The 17,498-nt window shown below is 44.8% G+C and carries 19 protein-coding genes; 7 read left to right on the top strand and 12 right to left on the bottom strand.

The genetic code is table 11. The features are described 5' to 3' along the window. Positions 1 to 10: 10 nt before the first annotated feature. The 12 genes from AM629_RS06955 to sctN all read right to left on the bottom strand — a co-directional run bounded on the left by AM629_RS06955 (position 11) and on the right by sctN (position 12,447). The gene (locus tag AM629_RS06955; RefSeq protein ID WP_054477432.1) at positions 11 to 847 is read right to left on the bottom strand and encodes a T3SS regulon anti-activator ExsD domain-containing protein; all 837 of its coding nucleotides are present in this window, start codon (positions 845 to 847) and stop codon (positions 11 to 13) included. A 114-nt stretch (positions 848 to 961) separates the two neighbouring features. Further along, positions 962 to 1,780, bottom strand: a complete 819-nt coding sequence (locus tag AM629_RS06950) for a helix-turn-helix transcriptional regulator (RefSeq protein ID WP_054477431.1) — start codon at positions 1,778 to 1,780, stop codon at positions 962 to 964. 1,186 nt (positions 1,781 to 2,966) lie between these two features. Next, positions 2,967 to 3,365 carry a type III secretion system chaperone family protein gene (locus AM629_RS06945; protein WP_054477428.1) on the bottom strand — a complete coding sequence of 133 codons (399 nt, stop codon included), beginning with the start codon at positions 3,363 to 3,365 and terminating at the stop codon, positions 2,967 to 2,969. Positions 3,366 to 3,374: 9 nt separating this feature from the next. Continuing rightward, the gene (locus tag AM629_RS06940) at positions 3,375 to 5,405 is read right to left on the bottom strand and encodes a patatin-like phospholipase family protein (RefSeq protein ID WP_054477426.1); all 2,031 of its coding nucleotides are present in this window, start codon (positions 5,403 to 5,405) and stop codon (positions 3,375 to 3,377) included. Between the two features lie 252 nt (positions 5,406 to 5,657). Further along, complete coding sequence (gene sctU, locus AM629_RS06935; protein ID WP_054477425.1) at positions 5,658 to 6,713, bottom strand: type III secretion system export apparatus subunit SctU; 1,056 nt, start codon at positions 6,711 to 6,713, stop codon at positions 5,658 to 5,660. Beyond that, positions 6,710 to 7,498: a type III secretion system export apparatus subunit SctT gene (sctT, locus tag AM629_RS06930; RefSeq protein ID WP_054477423.1), complete on the bottom strand. Its 789-nt coding sequence runs from the start codon at positions 7,496 to 7,498 to the stop codon at positions 6,710 to 6,712. The genes sctU and sctT overlap by 4 nt, the downstream gene beginning before the upstream one ends. Beyond that, complete coding sequence (gene sctS / locus AM629_RS06925; protein ID WP_021323784.1) at positions 7,495 to 7,761, bottom strand: type III secretion system export apparatus subunit SctS; 267 nt, start codon at positions 7,759 to 7,761, stop codon at positions 7,495 to 7,497. The genes sctT and sctS overlap by 4 nt, the downstream gene beginning before the upstream one ends. Positions 7,762 to 7,763: 2 nt before the next feature. Continuing rightward, the gene (gene sctR / locus AM629_RS06920; RefSeq protein WP_054477421.1) at positions 7,764 to 8,417 is read right to left on the bottom strand and encodes a type III secretion system export apparatus subunit SctR; all 654 of its coding nucleotides are present in this window, start codon (positions 8,415 to 8,417) and stop codon (positions 7,764 to 7,766) included. Then, complete coding sequence (gene sctQ, locus AM629_RS06915) at positions 8,414 to 9,343, bottom strand: type III secretion system cytoplasmic ring protein SctQ (protein WP_054477419.1); 930 nt, start codon at positions 9,341 to 9,343, stop codon at positions 8,414 to 8,416. The genes sctR and sctQ overlap by 4 nt, the downstream gene beginning before the upstream one ends. Then, positions 9,340 to 10,653 carry a type III secretion system needle length determinant gene (locus tag AM629_RS22980; RefSeq protein ID WP_054477416.1) on the bottom strand — a complete coding sequence of 438 codons (1,314 nt, stop codon included), beginning with the start codon at positions 10,651 to 10,653 and terminating at the stop codon, positions 9,340 to 9,342. Before AM629_RS22980 ends, sctQ begins: the two co-directional genes overlap by 4 nt. Positions 10,654 to 10,663: 10 nt before the next feature. Beyond that, entirely contained in the window at positions 10,664 to 11,125 is a 462-nt protein-coding gene (locus AM629_RS06905) for a type III secretion protein (RefSeq protein WP_054477415.1), read from the bottom strand. Beyond that, on the bottom strand, positions 11,125 to 12,447 hold the full coding sequence (sctN, locus tag AM629_RS06900) for a type III secretion system ATPase SctN (RefSeq protein WP_054477414.1): 1,323 nt from the start codon (positions 12,445 to 12,447) through the stop codon (positions 11,125 to 11,127). The genes AM629_RS06905 and sctN overlap by 1 nt, the downstream gene beginning before the upstream one ends. 235 nt (positions 12,448 to 12,682) lie before the next feature. On the opposite strand from sctN, the gene sctW reads away from it, so the two are divergent. The 7 genes from sctW to AM629_RS06865 are packed head-to-tail and all read left to right on the top strand — an operon-like array spanning position 12,683 to position 17,472. Next, complete coding sequence (gene sctW, locus AM629_RS06895; protein ID WP_054477412.1) at positions 12,683 to 13,552, top strand: type III secretion system gatekeeper subunit SctW; 870 nt, start codon at positions 12,683 to 12,685, stop codon at positions 13,550 to 13,552. Further along, complete coding sequence (locus tag AM629_RS06890; RefSeq protein WP_054477411.1) at positions 13,533 to 13,817, top strand: TyeA family type III secretion system gatekeeper subunit; 285 nt, start codon at positions 13,533 to 13,535, stop codon at positions 13,815 to 13,817. Before sctW ends, AM629_RS06890 begins: the two co-directional genes overlap by 20 nt. Beyond that, positions 13,814 to 14,185, top strand: coding sequence for a type III secretion chaperone SycN (sycN, locus tag AM629_RS06885; RefSeq protein ID WP_054477409.1), 372 nt, complete (start codon positions 13,814 to 13,816; stop codon positions 14,183 to 14,185). Before AM629_RS06890 ends, sycN begins: the two co-directional genes overlap by 4 nt. Continuing rightward, on the top strand, positions 14,182 to 14,547 hold the full coding sequence (gene sctX, locus AM629_RS06880; protein WP_054477407.1) for a YscX family type III secretion system protein SctX: 366 nt from the start codon (positions 14,182 to 14,184) through the stop codon (positions 14,545 to 14,547). Before sycN ends, sctX begins: the two co-directional genes overlap by 4 nt. 2 nt (positions 14,548 to 14,549) lie before the next feature. Further along, complete coding sequence (gene sctY / locus AM629_RS06875) at positions 14,550 to 14,879, top strand: type III secretion system chaperone SctY (protein ID WP_054477406.1); 330 nt, start codon at positions 14,550 to 14,552, stop codon at positions 14,877 to 14,879. Positions 14,880 to 14,926: 47 nt separating this feature from the next. Beyond that, positions 14,927 to 16,999 carry a type III secretion system export apparatus subunit SctV gene (gene sctV, locus AM629_RS06870; protein ID WP_054477540.1) on the top strand — a complete coding sequence of 691 codons (2,073 nt, stop codon included), beginning with the start codon at positions 14,927 to 14,929 and terminating at the stop codon, positions 16,997 to 16,999. Next, positions 16,996 to 17,472 carry an LcrR family type III secretion system chaperone gene (locus AM629_RS06865; protein WP_083451891.1) on the top strand — a complete coding sequence of 159 codons (477 nt, stop codon included), beginning with the start codon at positions 16,996 to 16,998 and terminating at the stop codon, positions 17,470 to 17,472. The genes sctV and AM629_RS06865 overlap by 4 nt, the downstream gene beginning before the upstream one ends. Positions 17,473 to 17,498 lie beyond the last annotated feature (26 nt).

The following is a 17,498-nucleotide window of genomic DNA, read 5'->3' as shown; positions in this document are numbered from 1 at the left end:
CTCTGAATAATTAGGCTATCGTCGATTGCCAGTAAAAATTGTCCTGTGGTAAACATAAAGCCTGGGCACAAAGCCATTGTTGCAAATGGTTGGCCGCCTCGGAGTCACATTCTACGGCCGCTAACCAAGCCCAACATGATGACAATGCTTTGGGTACTGGCATAAAAGCCATCAGGTTGCCGTCGGTCTGGAGTGCATCTAGCCCAGTAAACCAATTTGGCCATGCTTCGCGGGCTTGGGTTTCAATTGTAACTAGCTGTTTTTCTAGCTGTTGCTTGCGTTGGTTAAGCTCTGTTTGCAAGGATATAACCTCTTGCTGATGTCGTTCCCGATATTGTGATGGTACGTTTTCAGCTTGCTGCCAAAAATGTGCTTTAGCACGTAATTGCCGTTCTTGAATCTGTAACTGTTCAAGTTCGGTGAACCAGAGTTCAATCTCTGGTTCTAGCAGGCAGAGCCACCAGTTAAATAGTGGCTGTAGTACCCAGTGCTGTAAAAGACATTTGTCGGCTAGGTTAATGTGGTCGCCCAGTACTTTATTCCAGTCGCATTCTGGTTGCGTAGCTGCTCTGATGAGTTGTTGTAGTTCATCACGTCTCAAAATTTGCCCACAATTTAATCTTCGGCGAAACCAGACCGATTTCACCAAGCTTTCCAGACGGTGTCTTGGTAGGAGACGTTGTAATAAAACAGACTGCTGGCTATTGATAATGTCAGCAGTCTGACACTGAGCTGCCTGTGATTTTCCGAGTAATTGATCCCGGCGCGGAATCCCAGACTGCATGACAGAGATTTTGCGACCAAGAAACATGCTGGTTCGAGTCTGATTATGGTCTTGCTGGCTCATGCTATGCTCATCTTGCTGCTAGTCACTTTTGTCGATTAAATTAGGAATGGCCTTATTTTATCTGTCAGGCCAATGGTTAACTTGTAAAAAACGTCAGATTATTTTAGCCAATCGTTACTCTTTGCCATATCTGGCCCGACTGGGGGTACAATCAAAACGCCGTCGGTAGCTTTGAGTAAAGTAGGATTGACTGGAGAATCCAGCTTCCATAGAGATATCAACAATACTCATTTCGCTATTGAGGAGTAGCTGATGTGCATAAAGAATACGGCGCTCACTGATCCAGGCCCGTGGTGATATTCCGTATACAGAACGAAACAGCTCTTTGAAAGTGGTTAATCCCATACCGAATTCTTTCGCAAATTCGCTGAGTTTCCACTCTTTGAGGTAGTGATTTTCCATAAAACTTTGCAGACGTTCTACTTGGCGATTGCTTAGTTGTCGTAACACTGACATGAGCAAAGTACCTTGCTCCCCAAATGCTAACAACAATAACAATTCTTCTGTTCTTAGTTGACCCAAGGCTGGAGGGTAATCATGAGCCAATAGATCAACCAGTCCGTGAATACTTTGAGATAATAGAGGGGATGAGGTAAATGTAATTAATTCGGGCATTGGCACATTGTGTCGTTCGACTTCACTAAGTAGAGTACCAAAACGTTGCAGAAAACCGTGAAGAAAAGTTGTACTCAGAGGCAACCAGAGTACCTTACAGGTATTACTACGAGTTTTTGCTGCATAACTGCCACGACGAACAAAAAGCAGCTCGTTGCGGGAGATATCGTAGGTATTGGTACTGTCCTGCCATGTCATTTCACCTTCGAGCAGGATATATATCCCTTCCTGATGATGTTCTATAACGTTGAAGGCAGGCATGCTACTCTGGAATAGAGTGATATCCATTCCTTTCCCTGATGTTATGATGCCGTTCATTTTATTGTCCTGGATCTATTGGTGTTGTCTTAAAAAAATATAAATCACGTTATTTTTATTGATATTAACTATATGTTTTCTTTAATTTTACTACCTGTAATAGACAGGAAGAATAATTTTGCATACTTAAATTGGATAGTGAATTGTAATGCCTTTTGATTAAAATAGTTTTTCTTTTGGTGGGTTTACTATCCCTACCTAAATAATAGTATTATTTTTACGTTTTATAAACGATAGATAAAAAGTGATAAATTTTTATTCATAATAACAAGTACCTATAGATTTAGTATTCTTAGCGTTTATCTCAGTAAGTGTGAATTGTTGCATACCGTTTTTTTGAATGACATTCTTATGTATGAGTAGTAAACACTGCTCAGATTTGCATTGTTATTACATTAAAACAACGCAGCAAATAAATAAGATAACCTAATGGATAAGCAGTTAGTCATATACCCGTCATCTTTCAAGTTGCCTCTTTGTTGGCGGCACTCACTCACCCTGGTCACAGAGTTATCTATACCCTTCATCTTTCAAGCTGCTGCTTTGTTGGCTGCGTTCACTTACCCCAGTCACATAGTTATCTATGCTCCTGGGGATGCGTTCTCTTGCCGCCGCACTGCAACTTGAAATCTATTGGGTATATGCTCCCGGGGATTCGTTCCCTTGCCGTCGCGATGCATCTTGAAATCCATTAGGTATAAACTGAGTTTTTATCCAGACTTAAATTTTCTCCTTTTTATTTCAAATGATGTATAAATAATTCAGAATATGTCAATTATTGTAATGATTAGCTGAATGTTATTGATTAAAAGATACAAAATCAGTATAAAATGAAACTTAATAGCTCAAATAGTCCTCGCATAATAATAGATCATTTGATAAGAAATTCAAATTTGGTTTGAACGATTTGATTGATAAATAAAAATAAGAAATCAACCCAAGCGCATTGAATTGTTTATTTTAATATCGTTTAAAGAATACTACGCCATCATTGGTAATTTTTATTAAATTTATTGTTTTATCTTAAACTTATTGTTTTATCTCAAACTTATTGTAATTATACAATTTGGTAACGATAGCCTGAGTCATTTTTGTTTGCATTGAGCATTGGGAAATACTTTAACGCCAATGCTCAATTCATATTATATTATGTTTACTGTATTCACGGTGGTGATGTTTATCTGAATTAAACAAACATCATCTCCGTTGGTTTAGTAATGTCGTCGTCAGGTGGATTTAATATAGGACTTAGGGCTTGGTGACCATCAAGTAATTTATGATAAGCAGAATCACATTCGTCTTCTGTTGCTTCTGTGGAAAGGGGCAGCCATAGTAGCAAATCCCCGGCAACATCAGCAGTGAGCCGTACAGGGTATAAAGTTGAAAAGGGATTGTTCACTTGCAATAATTGCAGCATAACGCCTTGCAGAACTTTACCTGGATAATCACCTAATTTCACTGCTAGCAAATAATTCTCATCAAACCGTTCTAGCAGGACATCGGGAGCTTGTTTGTTTTTGATACACAGCGTTTCTCCCGCTACAGGCAACTCTAGTTGATATTTTTTTAACCATTCTTGTAACATATATTATTCCTATGCCGTTTTGATCATCCAGGCTTTAGCCAGTTCTACCGTTGTTGAAGAGAACGGTTTTTTCCAAGGTTTCATTCTTGCTCCGTAGTTATCCGCCAGTTCTGTGAGAGCTTGATTGACTTGCTCGGCGGTTGTTGCTCTGGCAAGGCTATGTTCGACTTTACGTAATAGTGCGATGTTAGAGGCCGGTTGTCCCATTCGGAATAATGATGGATAAACGACTTCACGTGTAATATTCAACGCAATATTAGCGACATCTCTGCGTCTTGCTTCTGTCAGTGCTTGTCCTAATACAGGGGAGTCAATTTTTTTCCCTGCACTGGCACTGAGTAATCGTTGGAATATTGGGTTATCGCTCTGATTCAATTCGCCAGCAATCCATGCTTTACGCTCAGGTGTCGTCGCTAAGGCATCCAGTTTCTGCAATGTAGATTGCATGAATGGGGTTATGGTTAACTGATGATCGTTCTCTTCACTGATAATCACAGCCGCTAATTCAGACAGGAATTCCCGGGCTTCAGCACGGAATTGCTCAATGTCTGAGGTTGCTTCTCTGGATTGTGCCGTAACAGCTGAGAACATTTCATCATCCAGAGATAGTAATGCTTGTTCCAGGTTATCAAAACGGTGCTGTTCTGTTTGTTTTTCCCGATTCTGCAAGTGTTCTGTTACTGTGGAACTCAGCTTTTCTTGTAGGTGGTTTTTTATCTCGCCGCTCATGGTGAAATTCAACGTTCCGCTGAGCGTATTGCTAAAATCACCCATCTCTGTTTTTAGCGGGACTGTGACGGTTTGTTCTTTGTACGTTTTCAGATCCTTGACCTGTAATGCACTTCTGGCGGTTACAGGTGCACCGACGATCCAATCTACTATTGTGGAGCCAAGGCTACCTTTGGCTGGTACATGTACCTTCTCTCCTTCAAATTCCAGGATCAGATTATCATTTTGCCGAATAGGAGAGTGTTGATGATGTGGGTTGATCATCTCAGGGACCGGTACGTTTAACATCACACCGCCGTCTTGGAATTGGGTAATTTCTTGTTCTGTCTGGAAAGGTTGGCTGTGCTCTTCAGGTTTGGAAAATACGATGGGGAAAGAGCCTGAAATATGGGCAGCACGCGCAATTTCCATGTATGGGGTGAGCGTTGAGCTGAAAACGACCATTTGTGGTTTACCATCAAACATTGCGGTTCCGGTAATATTCAGTGCTTTTATTTCGGGAATGTGTTTACTCAGAATATCCAAATCTTTAAATGTTACTCCTCCCCCATTGCTGAGCCGATCACGGATGGACGTAATGTCAGGTTTATTGGAAAGTTCTGGGTGGGCTGCTATCTGCTTTAGCATTGATTTAGCGGATTCCTGGCGGATAACTTTTTCCAGTGGTATAGCTTTGGACTGTATACGCGGAAGCAGCTTATAAAGTAGGTCAACCAGCTTTCCTAGTGCGCCAAAAGGACCCGCAAACTGTTTACCGGAGCGGGTGATAGGGGGCGAGTTTGATTGTGTCTTGCTGTTGGGTTTATCTAACAAGGAAATTAGGTCCATTTCATCAGAAAGTTTTTTAAAGCCTGCCGCATTCATACCCGATGCCAATAGTGCGGCAGTAATCCCGCCCGCAGAAGAACCTGACATGGTACGGATGCCTTTTAACATTCCCTGCTCTTCTAAGGCTTTGATAGCTCCGGGATAGGCGGCGCCTTTAGCTCCTCCTCCACTGAGTACCAGGCTAGTTAATGGCGGGCGATTCAACTCCAGGCTGACACTACCATTTTCAAATTGTTTTAACGTAATGTGTCGTTTTCCAGCATCTTCTGCCATAACAGTGGCGTTGCCCCGTGCGGCTGGAGACTGGATTAGGTTACGAACGGTCGTCTCGGCTGGGAGACGTAAAGTTGCCGCTGCACTTTTCAAAGCATTGGTGAGACTTTGAACTACGGGGTCTTTGGTAACGTTTGTTGGAGACGTATAATTTTTTGTTGCTTCATGAGCAGGAGAAGATATTTTTAAAGGATTAATTTGAATTTGCATCTTTAGATACTCTCCAAAAGAATTTTAGAGAGATACTAATGCAAGACACACAAATCGTTTTACGTAATTAGTCGAGTTTTTATCAAGTTGCTTCGTCGCTTAAAAGAAAAGTGGTTTAACAAGCTATAAATTGAACAAACCTTAAATAAATAGAGTTGCCGACGATGATCGAAACATAGTGAACATTTACCTGTGGTGTTATCAGTATGGACGGTTTTGCATTATCAAAAGTCTAATAATATATGGAGAAGGTTATAATTCAGGAGAGCGATCCTGCCATTGATCTAACCAGCGTAGAACTTCGGCGGTGGCTTGGATCAGATCAGCTGGAATATAGTGGTCGATGAGAGCATCTTGATAAAGTGCTCGTGCGAGAGGGATTCGCTGTAATACGGGGATACCTTCTTCCTCGGCAATACGCCGGACCTGTAGGGCTTGGGCATCGGTAAACTTGAGCGTGATGAGAGGTAAAGGTGTTTCTCCTTTTTTATAACGGATACCGATGGCTAGGTGAGTTGGGTTAGCAATTATCACTGATGAATTCTTGACGCTGGCGCGCATATTGCCTGATTGTAATTCCTGGTGAAACTGGCGCCGTTTACTTTTGATCTCTGGGCTGCCTTCACTTTCTTTATATTCCCGTTTAATCTCGTCTTTGCTCATTCTGAGCTGTTTAATATGTTGGTAATGTTCGAAGGCATAATCGGCAATAGAAATAATAACAAACCCGATACCGCATACAGTCATTAGCTGGGTTAACATCATACCAAGTACAGGAATAATACATCTTAACCCGCATTCCGGTAGGTTTAGTAGCCCCTGTAGATTACCTGCCAGAGTAACCCAGATTAGGGTACAGAGTAGACCTACTTTGAGTATTGATTTGACGAATTCTACCAAGCTCTTGATAGAAAAAATTCTCTTGGCACCTTCGACAGGGTTGATTTTTTTAATATCAGGTTTGATTGAATTTCCACTCAGCAGGAAACCGTATTGAGCGAAGTGTGATACCAGCGATAATGAAACGGAAACGCTCAAAATTGGCAGGCAAAGGTAGACCAGTTCCTGCATCAGGTTTTCAACGACATGATTGAGGGCTTGGGGGAAGGGTTTCTCCAGCAGGTTAGTAGGAATCAACATCAGTTTACTCAGATGTTCCAGATAGTAATCAGACATAACCATTATCATACCAATCAGTCCCAGGATTAAGGAGGTAGATACTACTTCAGCACTCTTGATTACTTGGCCTTTTTTGCGGGCATCTCTGAGTTTCTTGGGCGTAGGTTTTTCAGTTTTCTCTCCACTCATGGGACCTCCAGGATCGGGGTTAACATGTTCAAAGGAGAGAGGGTTAACAGCACCTTATCATAGGCATGGTGCATCAGTAACCAGATATAGATAACCAGTAGCAGACTGGCAATTGCACTCTTGATCGGCATTGCTAACACGAAAACATTGAGAGAGGGAGCAAAACGGCTAATCAATGCCAATCCAAATTCTGCCAGAAACATGGCAATTAACAGGGGGGCAGCCATCAAGGCGCAAAGTTGTAGCAGATAACTGAACTGACCATAGAAAAAACTGATCCACTGGTTGGTGATTTGGGGGAAGAACTGAGCTACCGGCCAACTGTTATAGCTCTGAAATAGGGCACTAAGTAGACTAAGAAAAGCACCGCCGGAGAAAAAAAGTGTGATCAGAGTTTGAGTTAATAACAGACCGGTAGGTGAAGTTTGGCTTCCAAGGGAAGGGTTAAGTACTGAAGCCATTGCTGCTCCCCGCTGGTTATCCACAATAAAACCTGTGGCTTCCATGGCCCAAAATGGGATAGAAGCGATAAAGCCGATTAGTGAGCCAAGCAAGACTTCTTTGCCAAGCAGCAGCATCAATTCCAGGCTGCCAAAAGTGGGCAGGGCGCTACCGGCTATCGTTGGGTAAACATAAAGGGCCAGTGAGCAAGCTACACTGTTACGAATCATTCCACCTCCCAGCATCTGTTTGCTGAGGACAGGGAATATCACAAAACAACTCATAATGCGTGGTAACAGCAGGGTATAGGCAAGTATGTGTTGCTGAAGCTCTTGTAGCGTCATTTGATCAATGGCACCTTGAGAAAGGCCATGTTGGCGAAGCTGTAGAGCTCGTTGCCAAGCCAGGTAGCAGTGGCAAATAGAGTGATGATGACCGCAATTAATTTGATGACAAAACCTAATGTTTGTTCTTGTATTTGGGTGAGTGCTTGGATCAGAGAAACCAGTGTTCCCACTGCGGCAGCCATCAGTACAGGTGGCAGGGAAAGGATTAACACTAACCAGAGAGATTGACTGGTGAAATGTAGAATGTCAGCGTTACTCATATTTAACTTCCATAACTGATGACAAGGCCGTGTGTCAGGCGTGTCCAGCCATCCAGCAGGACAAATAGTAGTAACTTGAAAGGAAGAGAAATGGTCATGGGAGAAACCATCATCATTCCCATTGCGAGCAGAATATTAGAAATAATGAGATCGATCGCAATAAATGGCAAATAAAGAAGAAACCCAATTTCAAATGCTCGGGTTAACTCACTGACGGTAAAGGCTGGTAGTAAGATTAGCAGGCTGTCTGGTTCTAGCCGGTCTGCGTATTGGCTTGGCCAAATTTGTCGGGTGCTATCGATAAAGAAAGTGCGTTCACTGGGCTTAATATGTTGTTTGAGAAAGTTCCGATAAGGCGCCATGCCCTCTTCCAGGAATTTTTCTACTGATTGTGCGTTGCTAAATGAAACTTCGTTCTGACGCAGGTAATCCTGAGTAGCAAACCCCACAGGAGCCATCACGTAGATAGTGAGGATAATTGCCAGCCCATACATAGCCATGTTGGGCGGGATTTGTTGTACTCCCAAGGCATTACGTAATAAGGAAAATACCACACTCAGTTTGAGAAAAGAGGTGGCCATCACGGCAATAAAAGGGAGCAGTGATAGTAGTGCAAGTCCGATGATGAGATCTAGCTCGTCCGGTAGCTGGATCATGATTCTTTTTCCATGGCAAGGTGCTCAACTCTTATTCCCAAACGTCCCTGAATATCCACTAGCCTTCCTGAGCCGAGGCATTTTTGGTTGACGAGAATACGCACTTCGCCATCTGGCGGGATACCAAGATCAAGTAATGAACCGGGTTGTAGACTGGTAAGTGTATGCAAATCAATAATCTGGCGACCTACTTCGAAACTGACATGAACCTCTAAGCTGTCTAAGTCCGTTACTGACGAAGTGTTGCTGGGACTGTCAGGAGAGGGTGTGTGCATAGTGATTAACTCCAGTTTATATTCATGATATTTAAAGTAGGCCCAGGGGCGCCCTTCCAGGTACCCTAACAGAGGAGTATCTGGTTGCAGCTGGGGGGACAATAGCAGTACATCCCCAGATTCCAGGGTGCGAAATTCGTTCAAGGTCAGGTTTATTGCTCCCCATTGTAGAGAAAGTAGTAATGGAATGGTCAGGTATTCGCCCGGTTGACGTTTTGGCAATATGGCAAATAAGGGAGAGGGTTCTGGTAACCAGAGCGGTAATGTGGCACCTTGCCGTTCAAAGCGCAATAGTAAGCAGACTGACAAAGAGGGAGCCGATGTGGTACGCAGTGCTGACCATGATAGATCGGATAGCATCTTACTCTGGTGTTCCAGTAGTGATAGCAGTAAATCCTGAGGAAGTGAGGATAAGTCCGCTTGTTGCAGCTCAGGAGCAAGCCACAGGCTCAGTTCAGCTGCATGGCAATAAAAACAGAATGTATGCCCTTTCCAATGGGCAAGTAGTACTCTGTCCAAGGTTTGCGGGGGAGAGACGACATCTAGGGAGAGGTGACCATTAGCCCAGCTAAATTGTTGCTGATGACGACTCAAGGTTTGACGCACGGTCAATTCTTCCAGTGAGACTTTGGGTAAGGTCAGGCTATTCATACATCGTCTTTCCATTCTTCATATATGTTGCGACGTTGGCGTGAACCATGCTCGCTATCCGTTTGAGAGGGAAGAGAGAGTTCGATCGTTTGTGTTGGATAAAGGAGCTGTAAACGTTCAAGCAACTCAAAGCGTGCCTGCTTCAGTAGTTGTTGGGTTGTCGGATTCGCCAGAATCTCTATTTGAAGTTTGCCATTCTCGTTGGTTAGTTGGATCTCAAGAGCGCCTAGGTTAGGCAGTGTCAGATGTAATGTCGTCGGATGTGGATGTCGTGTTAGTTCTATACTGATCTCTATACCCAGTTTATCAATCAGCGCCGCTAAAAGGGGAGAAGAGGCTGAGGCTGCTTGCATCGTAGCTAGTATGCGCTCTCCTGGCAGGAGTTGTGTTTGTGGCAAGAAAAGCCCTTTCCCATCTGATTCGTTAGGGTAAGAGGGCTGAGTGTCAGATTCTGTTGGCTTCGACGCCGACAGAGGGGGCATCTCTAATTCGTTGAGGAGCTTGCTTTCTGCAATACCAAGTTCATTGGGATGGTAGATAGGTATAGGTAAAGTCAGATCTTCTTGCTGGCGAGGAATTACCCTTTGTTGTGTGTCTAGTCGTGTGGATATATCAGGTGTTGCCAGAGAGCCTGTCCATTTATGTGTCAGAGACTGTTTTATTTCAATCGCGATTTCATTGAGGTGATGAACAGATGCCGATAGATTTTCTTTCTGATCCAGTTCAGCTTCCCAGTGGCTAGAGTTTATATCACCTCCTTGAGAGAGGGTTGGTGCATCACGGTTTAGCCGTGGCTGGAGAGTCGTTTGCTGTGTATTTGGTTGGGTGGCGAATATGTTTGGCGTTGTTTTAGTCATTGGATAATATGCTGGTTCACCGTTTGCGTCTTTCTGTACAGCTATGGTGTTTCTCTGTTTGTGTTCAATGATTGTCTCCGCAGGGGGAGAAACAAATGTTGGTAAGATTTCCCTCTGATTTGGGCTAGCCTGGCTCTCTTCTCTACTATTATGTGAAACGGGAGAGATACTATGGTGTGGCTGTGGTAAAGAATGTATACCCGGGTCATTGGTTGTTAGGTGCATGGAGTCGAATGAAGAAAGTTCCTCATTTGAGTCATCCGTGGAATGCAAATTCGCTGTTCTGTTATTTGTCTTTGTGTCATTTAACGATTGTTCCGACCGTGGTGGTGTTGGCTGACGTGTGTGAGAGGTGATAGCCAGCTCGAAACGGCGTTGCAAGTCTGCGTCTGCCGCCACGGAGGGCTCTGGGAGGGGGGATACACCTTTGCCGATAGCTGTCAGTGGGTTCATGCTTTCTGTTTTATACTCTTTCTTGACGATGGAACTCTTCTTGTTCCAGCTCTTCCTGGTATTCACTTTGGATACGGAGCGCTTCTTGTTTCTGGCGACTCAATTCATTAAATTTTTCTTGTTGACGGCGTGCGTGGTGCAATACGCGTTGGCACTCTTGTAATTGGCGGAACTCTAGCTCCACTTGTTCGAGTATTTCAGCGATTTTCTTCTCCAGTTGCGCTTCATTTTCGCGCAACTGGGCAACTTGTTGCTGCCAATGCTCAAGCCCTTTGCGGTCAATGAGTTTGCCTTGACACAGTTTAAAAAGACGTTGTTCTTCTTTTATTCGCCACTGATAGTAATCTTGTACGTTTTGCAAGGCTTGTTGGTGGCGCTGATGAGCCGTTTGAAGCTTCATTTGTTGCAGTGACAGATATTGTTCAGCGCGTTTGACACGTAACGCTTTTATACGTTGTAAGCGATCAATCATTATTTCGTTATCTGTTGTAAGAGCGCCAGAGTTTGCGGCAGATCACTTGGCTCATGAGTACCTTGACGCAACCAACCACGTATTGCTTCAATATGCGCAATAGCGTTGTCGGCAACAGGATCTTGCCCTTTTTGGTACTCCCCAATCTGGAGCAGAAGTTCAACCTCTTCATATTTAGCTAGCCAGTGGCGTAACAGGTTGGCCTGAGCTTGGTGCTCGGGGGTGATAATTTGATTCATCACCCTGCTAGCCGAACGTAATACATCAATGGCCGGGTAGTGATTAGCAGCGGCCAACTTGCGTGACAGAATAATGTGGCCGTCTAGGATAGAACGAGTTTCATCTGCCACGGGTTCTGTCATGTCATCCCCTTCTACCAATACAGTATAAAGGGCTGTAATCGAACCTTTGTCAGATTGACCCGCACGTTCCATTAACCGTGGTAAGGCCGCGAAGACTGATGGAGGATATCCTCGTCGGGTTGGTGGTTCACCTGCCGCCAGACCTATTTCTCGTTGAGCGCGGGCGAAACGGGTCACGGAATCCATCAATAGTAGTACTCGTTTGCCCTGATCGCGGAAATATTCGGCGATTGACGTGGCTACGAATCCTGCCTTAGCCCTCTCCATTGCTGGGCGATCTGAGGTAGCTACTACTAGCACTGAGCGTTTTAATCCCTCTTCGCCTAGATCCGATTCGATGAACTCTCGTACTTCTCGACCTCGTTCACCGATGAGTGCTAGCACGGTAACATCAACTTCGGCATTACGAATCAATGTAGATAACAGCGTACTTTTTCCACCACCCGCAGCGGCAAAAATCCCCATACGTTGCCCTTCACCACAGGTTAGCAAGCCATCAATAGCTCTGATTCCAAGTGAGAGCGGGTGTTCAATCCGTTTACGACTCATTGGTGCTGGAGCGTCTCGATAAACTGGATACCAAGTTTGTGGCTCTGGTAATTGGCCGCCAGAAAATGGGTTACCCAATCCGTCAAGGACTTGTCCTAATAGATAATCACCAACTCCAACTTGATGCATAGCACCAGTTGGACTCACTTCTGTATTCGAAGAGATACCAAACATCTCACCAAGTGGTGTCAACAGAGCTTGATGTTGCTGGAAACCGATAACCTCCGCCAAGAGCGACAATGTGTTATCAGGATTGCGCAGGTGACAAAGCTCACCTATCCGTACACCAGGAATGACAGCTTTGAGCAGGGTGCCTGTAACCTGGGTAACTCTACCGCGAATCTGAATCAGTCGACATTCCCTAATGGCGTGGTGCATTTGGTCAGGAATGTGGTCTAGGGAAAGCTTCATAGTCGTTATATGTAATCTTTACTACCAACACTATAAAGTAGGGAATAAAAGAAGGATTACAGTCTGAGTCGGGAGTTTTTAGAAAATGGTTGTAGTTGACATGACGATTCCCCAATCGCTTTAGGGGCAGTTTCTGGCGGATTTTGCTAAAAATTCACGACTGATTTTGGCATAGACACTGGGTTGGTATCTTTATAATTTGTCCATTATTAACTCTGATATGACAGGTTAAACCGTGGGTATTATCCAAAATCATCTTCATTCGATGACTTTGCCAGAACCTGATGCCGGGATTGCAGCACAACAGAGACCGGAGGTCGGTCAGTTTCAGGGAGAAAAAGCGGTGCTGGTAGCTGCATCCCAATCTTTTGCTGATGCAGCTGAAGAACTTACCTTTGCATTTTCGGAACGTAAGGATATGCCGCTCTCCAGACGTAAGGTTAGTGATGGGCATGCCCGGGTGAGGGAAATTGAGGCATTGGTGAGTGAATATTTTCAGAAGATACCGGATTTAGAGCGTCAACAAAAGATCAAGTCATTGATCTCTCACTTAAATAACGGTCAACTGGTTAATATTTCTCAGCTACAAGCTTACCTAGAGAGTTTCTCTGAAGAGGTGAGTGAGCAATTTTATGCGTTAAGTCAAGCCCGCGAAGCGTTAACAGGTAAGCCAGAAGCACGCGCTATATTGACATTGATTGAACATGAATTGTCACGTTTAGCACAAGAGCAAGGTGTAGCTATTGAATTAGGTGCTCACATTACTCCTGATGCGACAATAGCGGCTCAAGATGGAGTGGGTGAATTGCAGGCATTGCGTAATATCTATCGTGATGCAGTTATGGATTATCAAGGGTTATCGGCTGCTTGGCGGGATATCCAGTCCCATTTCAAGTGTAGTTCTGTGATGGATGTGACCGGGTTTATCATGAAAGCCTTGAGTGCTGATCTGGACAGCCAACCGCGGCACCTTGATCCTGTGAAGCTGGAGCGCGTGATGAGTGACATGCATAAGCTCCGTTTGCTTAACAGTTTGTCAGTTCAGGTTGAGCAGTTGTGGAAAAGCGTGATCGAAGGGGAAAGTCATGGCATACGGGCCTTCTGACCTTATGGGAGATGTTGTTTCCTTGGTCGAGAAACGCTGGGCCAATGTGCGGGATGTTGAAATGCTCTGTCATGCTTTAGGGTTGCAGGATAGCCAAACTCAAATTCATTTCTACCGGGAATTGAAACGATTGATTCGGCTGATTCCGGTGGAAGTGTTTAGTGATGAGGAACAGCGCCAAAACCTGCTTAATTCTTGTCAATCGGCACTTGATACGGCAATTGAGAGCGAAGATGAATTGTGGTCAGGAGAAGGAACATCATGAACTGGGTAGAGCCACAATTGCTTCAATTTTGTCAGGATTTGGGTGTGGAAATGTCTGATGCTTCCAGTCCTTTGATCCAAATAGATTTTGAGTACTCTGGCACGTTACAGATTGAGCGTTATGGTGAGTTATTAACGCTTTGGCTGGCCCGTGAAATCCCTTGGCATCAGGGGGGCGACGTGATGGTTAAGGCAATGTCGCTTACTTTTAGCGGGCTGGGGCCTGAATTGCCTCTGCGTTGTGGCTGGTTGGGGGATGATCGTCTGTTATTGTTTGTTACATTAGATGAACGGTGCATAACGCTGCCTTTGCTGCATCAGGCATTTTGCTCTTTATTAAGGGTACAGCGTGAGGTGCTCGCTTCGTGAGTAGAATCGCTTCCGCCCATATAGGAATTGAGCAACTGACGGCGATCAGCCGGGAAGAGATAGCAGTTGGTTTGCCCGAACGCTATGCGTTATTGCCTGATGGTCAATCCGTTGAGACCCATTCTGCACGTCTTTATCCAGCTAACAAAGCTGATCAGGCTTTACTGGCCTTTGCTTGCCCAAAAGATGGATTTCATTCTCTGTTGCGTCCGCAGGACTTCCGTCAGGCTGTCAGTAGCCTGCGAGCGACTTTACAACAAGGTGATAATATTAGGGTACGGAATGCCGTTTCCTTGTTGGAAAATATGAATCAAGATGAACAGTTGTTGCAGATGGCTCTGCATCTGTTACACAAGGTATGACCATGACTCTCAGTTCTAAACAGCAGAGCGCTTTGCTACTGCTAGGTTGGCTTCAACTCCAGTACGGTCATCCTGAACGAGCTCGCATTTTGTTGGATGCGTTGCTGGCTTTACATCCTGAGCATCAAGAAGGACGTCGAGCTTTGGTAGTTTCATTACTTAAGCTGCAACGGGGAGGTGTGGCAAAAGAGCATTGTACGCTCTTACAGGAGCAGGGAGAACAAGGTGCAGCCCTCTGGCTTTGTGTCAGCCGAGCCTGCCAACAAGAGGGAGATTTGGAAGAGGCTCGTAGTGCTTATCAGCGTTATCTCTCCCAAGGGACGCCACTGTGAATCGTGGGTTTGAGTTATTAAGTCTGCTCGGCGAGCGTAAAGATATTATGCTAGCAATATTGTTGCTGGCTGTTGTCTTCATGATGGTGTTGCCACTTCCTCCTGTCCTGCTTGACATTTTGATCGCCATTAATATGACTATCTCTGTCGTGCTAATGATGATGGCGGTCTATATAAATTCACCTTTGCAATTTTCTGCTTTCCCGGCAGTTTTGTTGGTAACAACGCTGTTTCGCTTGGCGCTTTCAGTGAGTACCACCCGAATGATCCTTTTGCAGGCTGATGCCGGGAAGATTGTTTATACCTTTGGTAATTTTGTTGTTGGTGGAAATTTGATAGTAGGGATAGTGATCTTCCTGATTATCACTATCGTACAATTCATCGTCATAACCAAAGGTTCGGAACGTGTGGCTGAGGTCAGCGCCCGCTTTTCCCTTGATGCTATGCCCGGTAAGCAGATGAGCATTGACGGAGATATGCGTGCTGGAGTGATTGACGTCAATGAAGCTAGGGAGAGGCGCAGCATTATCGAAAAAGAGAGCCAGATGTTTGGTTCAATGGATGGCGCAATGAAATTTGTTAAGGGTGATGCTATTGCTAGTCTCCTCATCATCTTTGTCAACATCTTGGGGGGAATAACTATAGGTGTTACTCAGAAGGGGATGACAGCTTCTGAGGCATTGCAACTCTACGCTATTTTGACCGTTGGTGATGGCATGGTTGCTCAGGTTCCGGCACTGCTGATTGCTATCACGGCGGGTATCATTGTTACTCGGGTTTCATCGGAAGATTCCTTGGATCTGGGTAATGAGATTGGCGAGCAGATCATTGCTCAACCTAAGGCGCTGCTGATTGGTGGTGTTTTATTGGTATTGTTTGGACTTATTCCCGGGTTCCCTACATTAACCTTTTTGATGCTTGCACTGGTGGTGACTGGTGGAGGCTATTTTTTGTTCCAACGTCAGCGGCAAGTCAACGCTAGCCAGCAAACTGACCTTCCTAGTTTGTTAGCTCAAGGGGCGGGGGCTCCGGCAGCTAAACCTAAATCTAAGCCTAAGATCGGTAGTAAGGCCAAAGGTGGGAAACTTAGTGAGAAAGAGGAATTCGCTATGACGGTTCCTTTACTTATTGATGTGGATGCTGGGTTACAAGCTGAGCTGGAAGCTATTTCGCTTAATGATGAATTAATACGGGTACGACGCGCGCTCTATTTAGACTTGGGAGTCCCATTTCCAGGTATCCATTTACGCTTTAATGAGGGTATGAAGGAAGGAGAGTACCTGATCCAACTACAAGAGGTACCTGTTGCCCGTGGTCGGTTGCGTTTGGCACATTTACTGGTACAGGAACCGGTCAGTCAGTTGGAATTGTTGGCTATTCCCTATGAGGAAGGAGAGCCGTTGTTACCGAATCAACCTACTTTGTGGGTAGCTGAAGCACACCAAGAGCGTTTATCTAAGTCTGGATTGGCGGTTTTATCAATGTCTCAGGTAATAACTTGGCATTTGTCACATGTGTTGCGGGAATATGCGGAAGATTTTATTGGTGTTCAGGAAACCCGTTATCTTTTGGAGCAGATGGAAGGCAGCTATGGTGAGTTGGTCAAGGAGGCTATGCGCATAATCCCACTGCAACGGATGACAGAGATACTACAACGACTGGTAGGAGAGGATATCTCTATTCGCAATACACGTGCGATTCTCGAAGCCATGGTGGTATGGGGGCAAAAGGAGAAAGATGTGGTGCAATTGACGGAGTATATTCGTAGTAGCCTCAAACGTTACATTTGTTACAAATACGCTAACGGCAATAACATTCTGCCTGCTTATCTGCTGGACCAACAGGTAGAAGAACAGATCCGGGGAGGAATTCGCCAGACGAGTGCAGGGAGTTATTTGGCGCTGGACCCAGTGGTGACTCAAAGTTTCCTTGAACAGATGAAGAAAACTGTAGGCGATTTAACGCAGATGCAGAATAAGCCAGTGTTGATCGTATCAATGGATATTCGTCGCTATGTACGTAAGTTAATTGAGGGTGATCACCATGGTTTACCAGTCCTTTCATACCAAGAGTTGACTCAACAGATTAATATTCAGCCTCTTGGTAGGGTTTGTCTATGAATCATGATCCGCTCACCCCGTGGTTTGAAGCGCACGGTTATTCGGTGCTACCTCACTGTATGGGGAATAGCTCAATTCCTCTTGGCTGGCGTGTGCGGTGTGAAGGCTGTGAAATTGCCTGGCGCTATGATGCACCGAGGGTTTGGATCATTATGTTGCGCCGAACCCGGCAACGCCAGGGACTTGCTAATCCATTTGCTCCTCTTTATCTATTGGCAAAAGTGACTATGGAAATGCTTGGGCCGGGTAGTTGGCTTTATGGTCAAGTTAATACCTTGGTTGATTCACCCCTTAATGACGAATGTTTGGCTCGATTTTATCACCGCTGGGCAGGAGCGAGAGAGGTAACACCTGGCTGGTTCGAGTTAGAAGTTAGCAAAAACCGCCGTAAACCCTTGCCCAGTGCGGGCGGGGATATAAGGCGAAAAGCCCAAAGGGCTTTAGGTCTGGCTACTCCAACGTATCCTGACTGAATTGATATCTGCCTGTAAAACAGGCT

This window comes from Photorhabdus heterorhabditis (assembly GCF_001280945.1).
In the GTDB taxonomy this organism is placed as follows: Bacteria; Pseudomonadota; Gammaproteobacteria; order Enterobacterales; family Enterobacteriaceae; genus Photorhabdus; species Photorhabdus heterorhabditis.
The sequence above is the reverse complement of the archived record's forward strand: the minus strand, read 5'-3'. Positions and strand labels throughout refer to the sequence as shown.

Bases quoted from the DNA above. Each gene is read 5' to 3' on its own strand.
- AM629_RS06945 (WP_054477428.1), bottom strand. From the start codon at position 3,365: ATGTTACAAGAATGGTTAAAAAAATATCAACTAGAGTTGCCTGTAGCG.
- AM629_RS22980 (WP_054477416.1), bottom strand. From the start codon at position 10,653: ATGAACCCACTGACAGCTATCGGCAAAGGTGTATCCCCCCTCCCAGAG.
- AM629_RS06955 (WP_054477432.1), bottom strand. From the start codon at position 847: ATGAGCCAGCAAGACCATAATCAGACTCGAACCAGCATGTTTCTTGGT.
- sctV (WP_054477540.1), top strand. From the start codon at position 14,927: ATGCTAGCAATATTGTTGCTGGCTGTTGTCTTCATGATGGTGTTGCCA.
- AM629_RS06865 (WP_083451891.1), top strand. From the start codon at position 16,996: ATGAATCATGATCCGCTCACCCCGTGGTTTGAAGCGCACGGTTATTCG.
- sycN (WP_054477409.1), top strand. From the start codon at position 13,814: ATGAACTGGGTAGAGCCACAATTGCTTCAATTTTGTCAGGATTTGGGT.
- sctN (WP_054477414.1), bottom strand. From the start codon at position 12,447: ATGAAGCTTTCCCTAGACCACATTCCTGACCAAATGCACCACGCCATT.
- sctU (WP_054477425.1), bottom strand. From the start codon at position 6,713: ATGAGTGGAGAGAAAACTGAAAAACCTACGCCCAAGAAACTCAGAGAT.
- sctT (WP_054477423.1), bottom strand. From the start codon at position 7,498: ATGACGCTACAAGAGCTTCAGCAACACATACTTGCCTATACCCTGCTG.
- AM629_RS06940 (WP_054477426.1), bottom strand. From the start codon at position 5,405: ATGCAAATTCAAATTAATCCTTTAAAAATATCTTCTCCTGCTCATGAA.
- sctS (WP_021323784.1), bottom strand. From the start codon at position 7,761: ATGAGTAACGCTGACATTCTACATTTCACCAGTCAATCTCTCTGGTTA.
- AM629_RS06890 (WP_054477411.1), top strand. From the start codon at position 13,533: ATGGCATACGGGCCTTCTGACCTTATGGGAGATGTTGTTTCCTTGGTC.
- sctR (WP_054477421.1), bottom strand. From the start codon at position 8,417: ATGATCCAGCTACCGGACGAGCTAGATCTCATCATCGGACTTGCACTA.
- sctQ (WP_054477419.1), bottom strand. From the start codon at position 9,343: ATGAATAGCCTGACCTTACCCAAAGTCTCACTGGAAGAATTGACCGTG.
- AM629_RS06905 (WP_054477415.1), bottom strand. From the start codon at position 11,125: ATGATTGATCGCTTACAACGTATAAAAGCGTTACGTGTCAAACGCGCT.
- AM629_RS06950 (WP_054477431.1), bottom strand. From the start codon at position 1,780: ATGAACGGCATCATAACATCAGGGAAAGGAATGGATATCACTCTATTC.
- sctY (WP_054477406.1), top strand. From the start codon at position 14,550: ATGACTCTCAGTTCTAAACAGCAGAGCGCTTTGCTACTGCTAGGTTGG.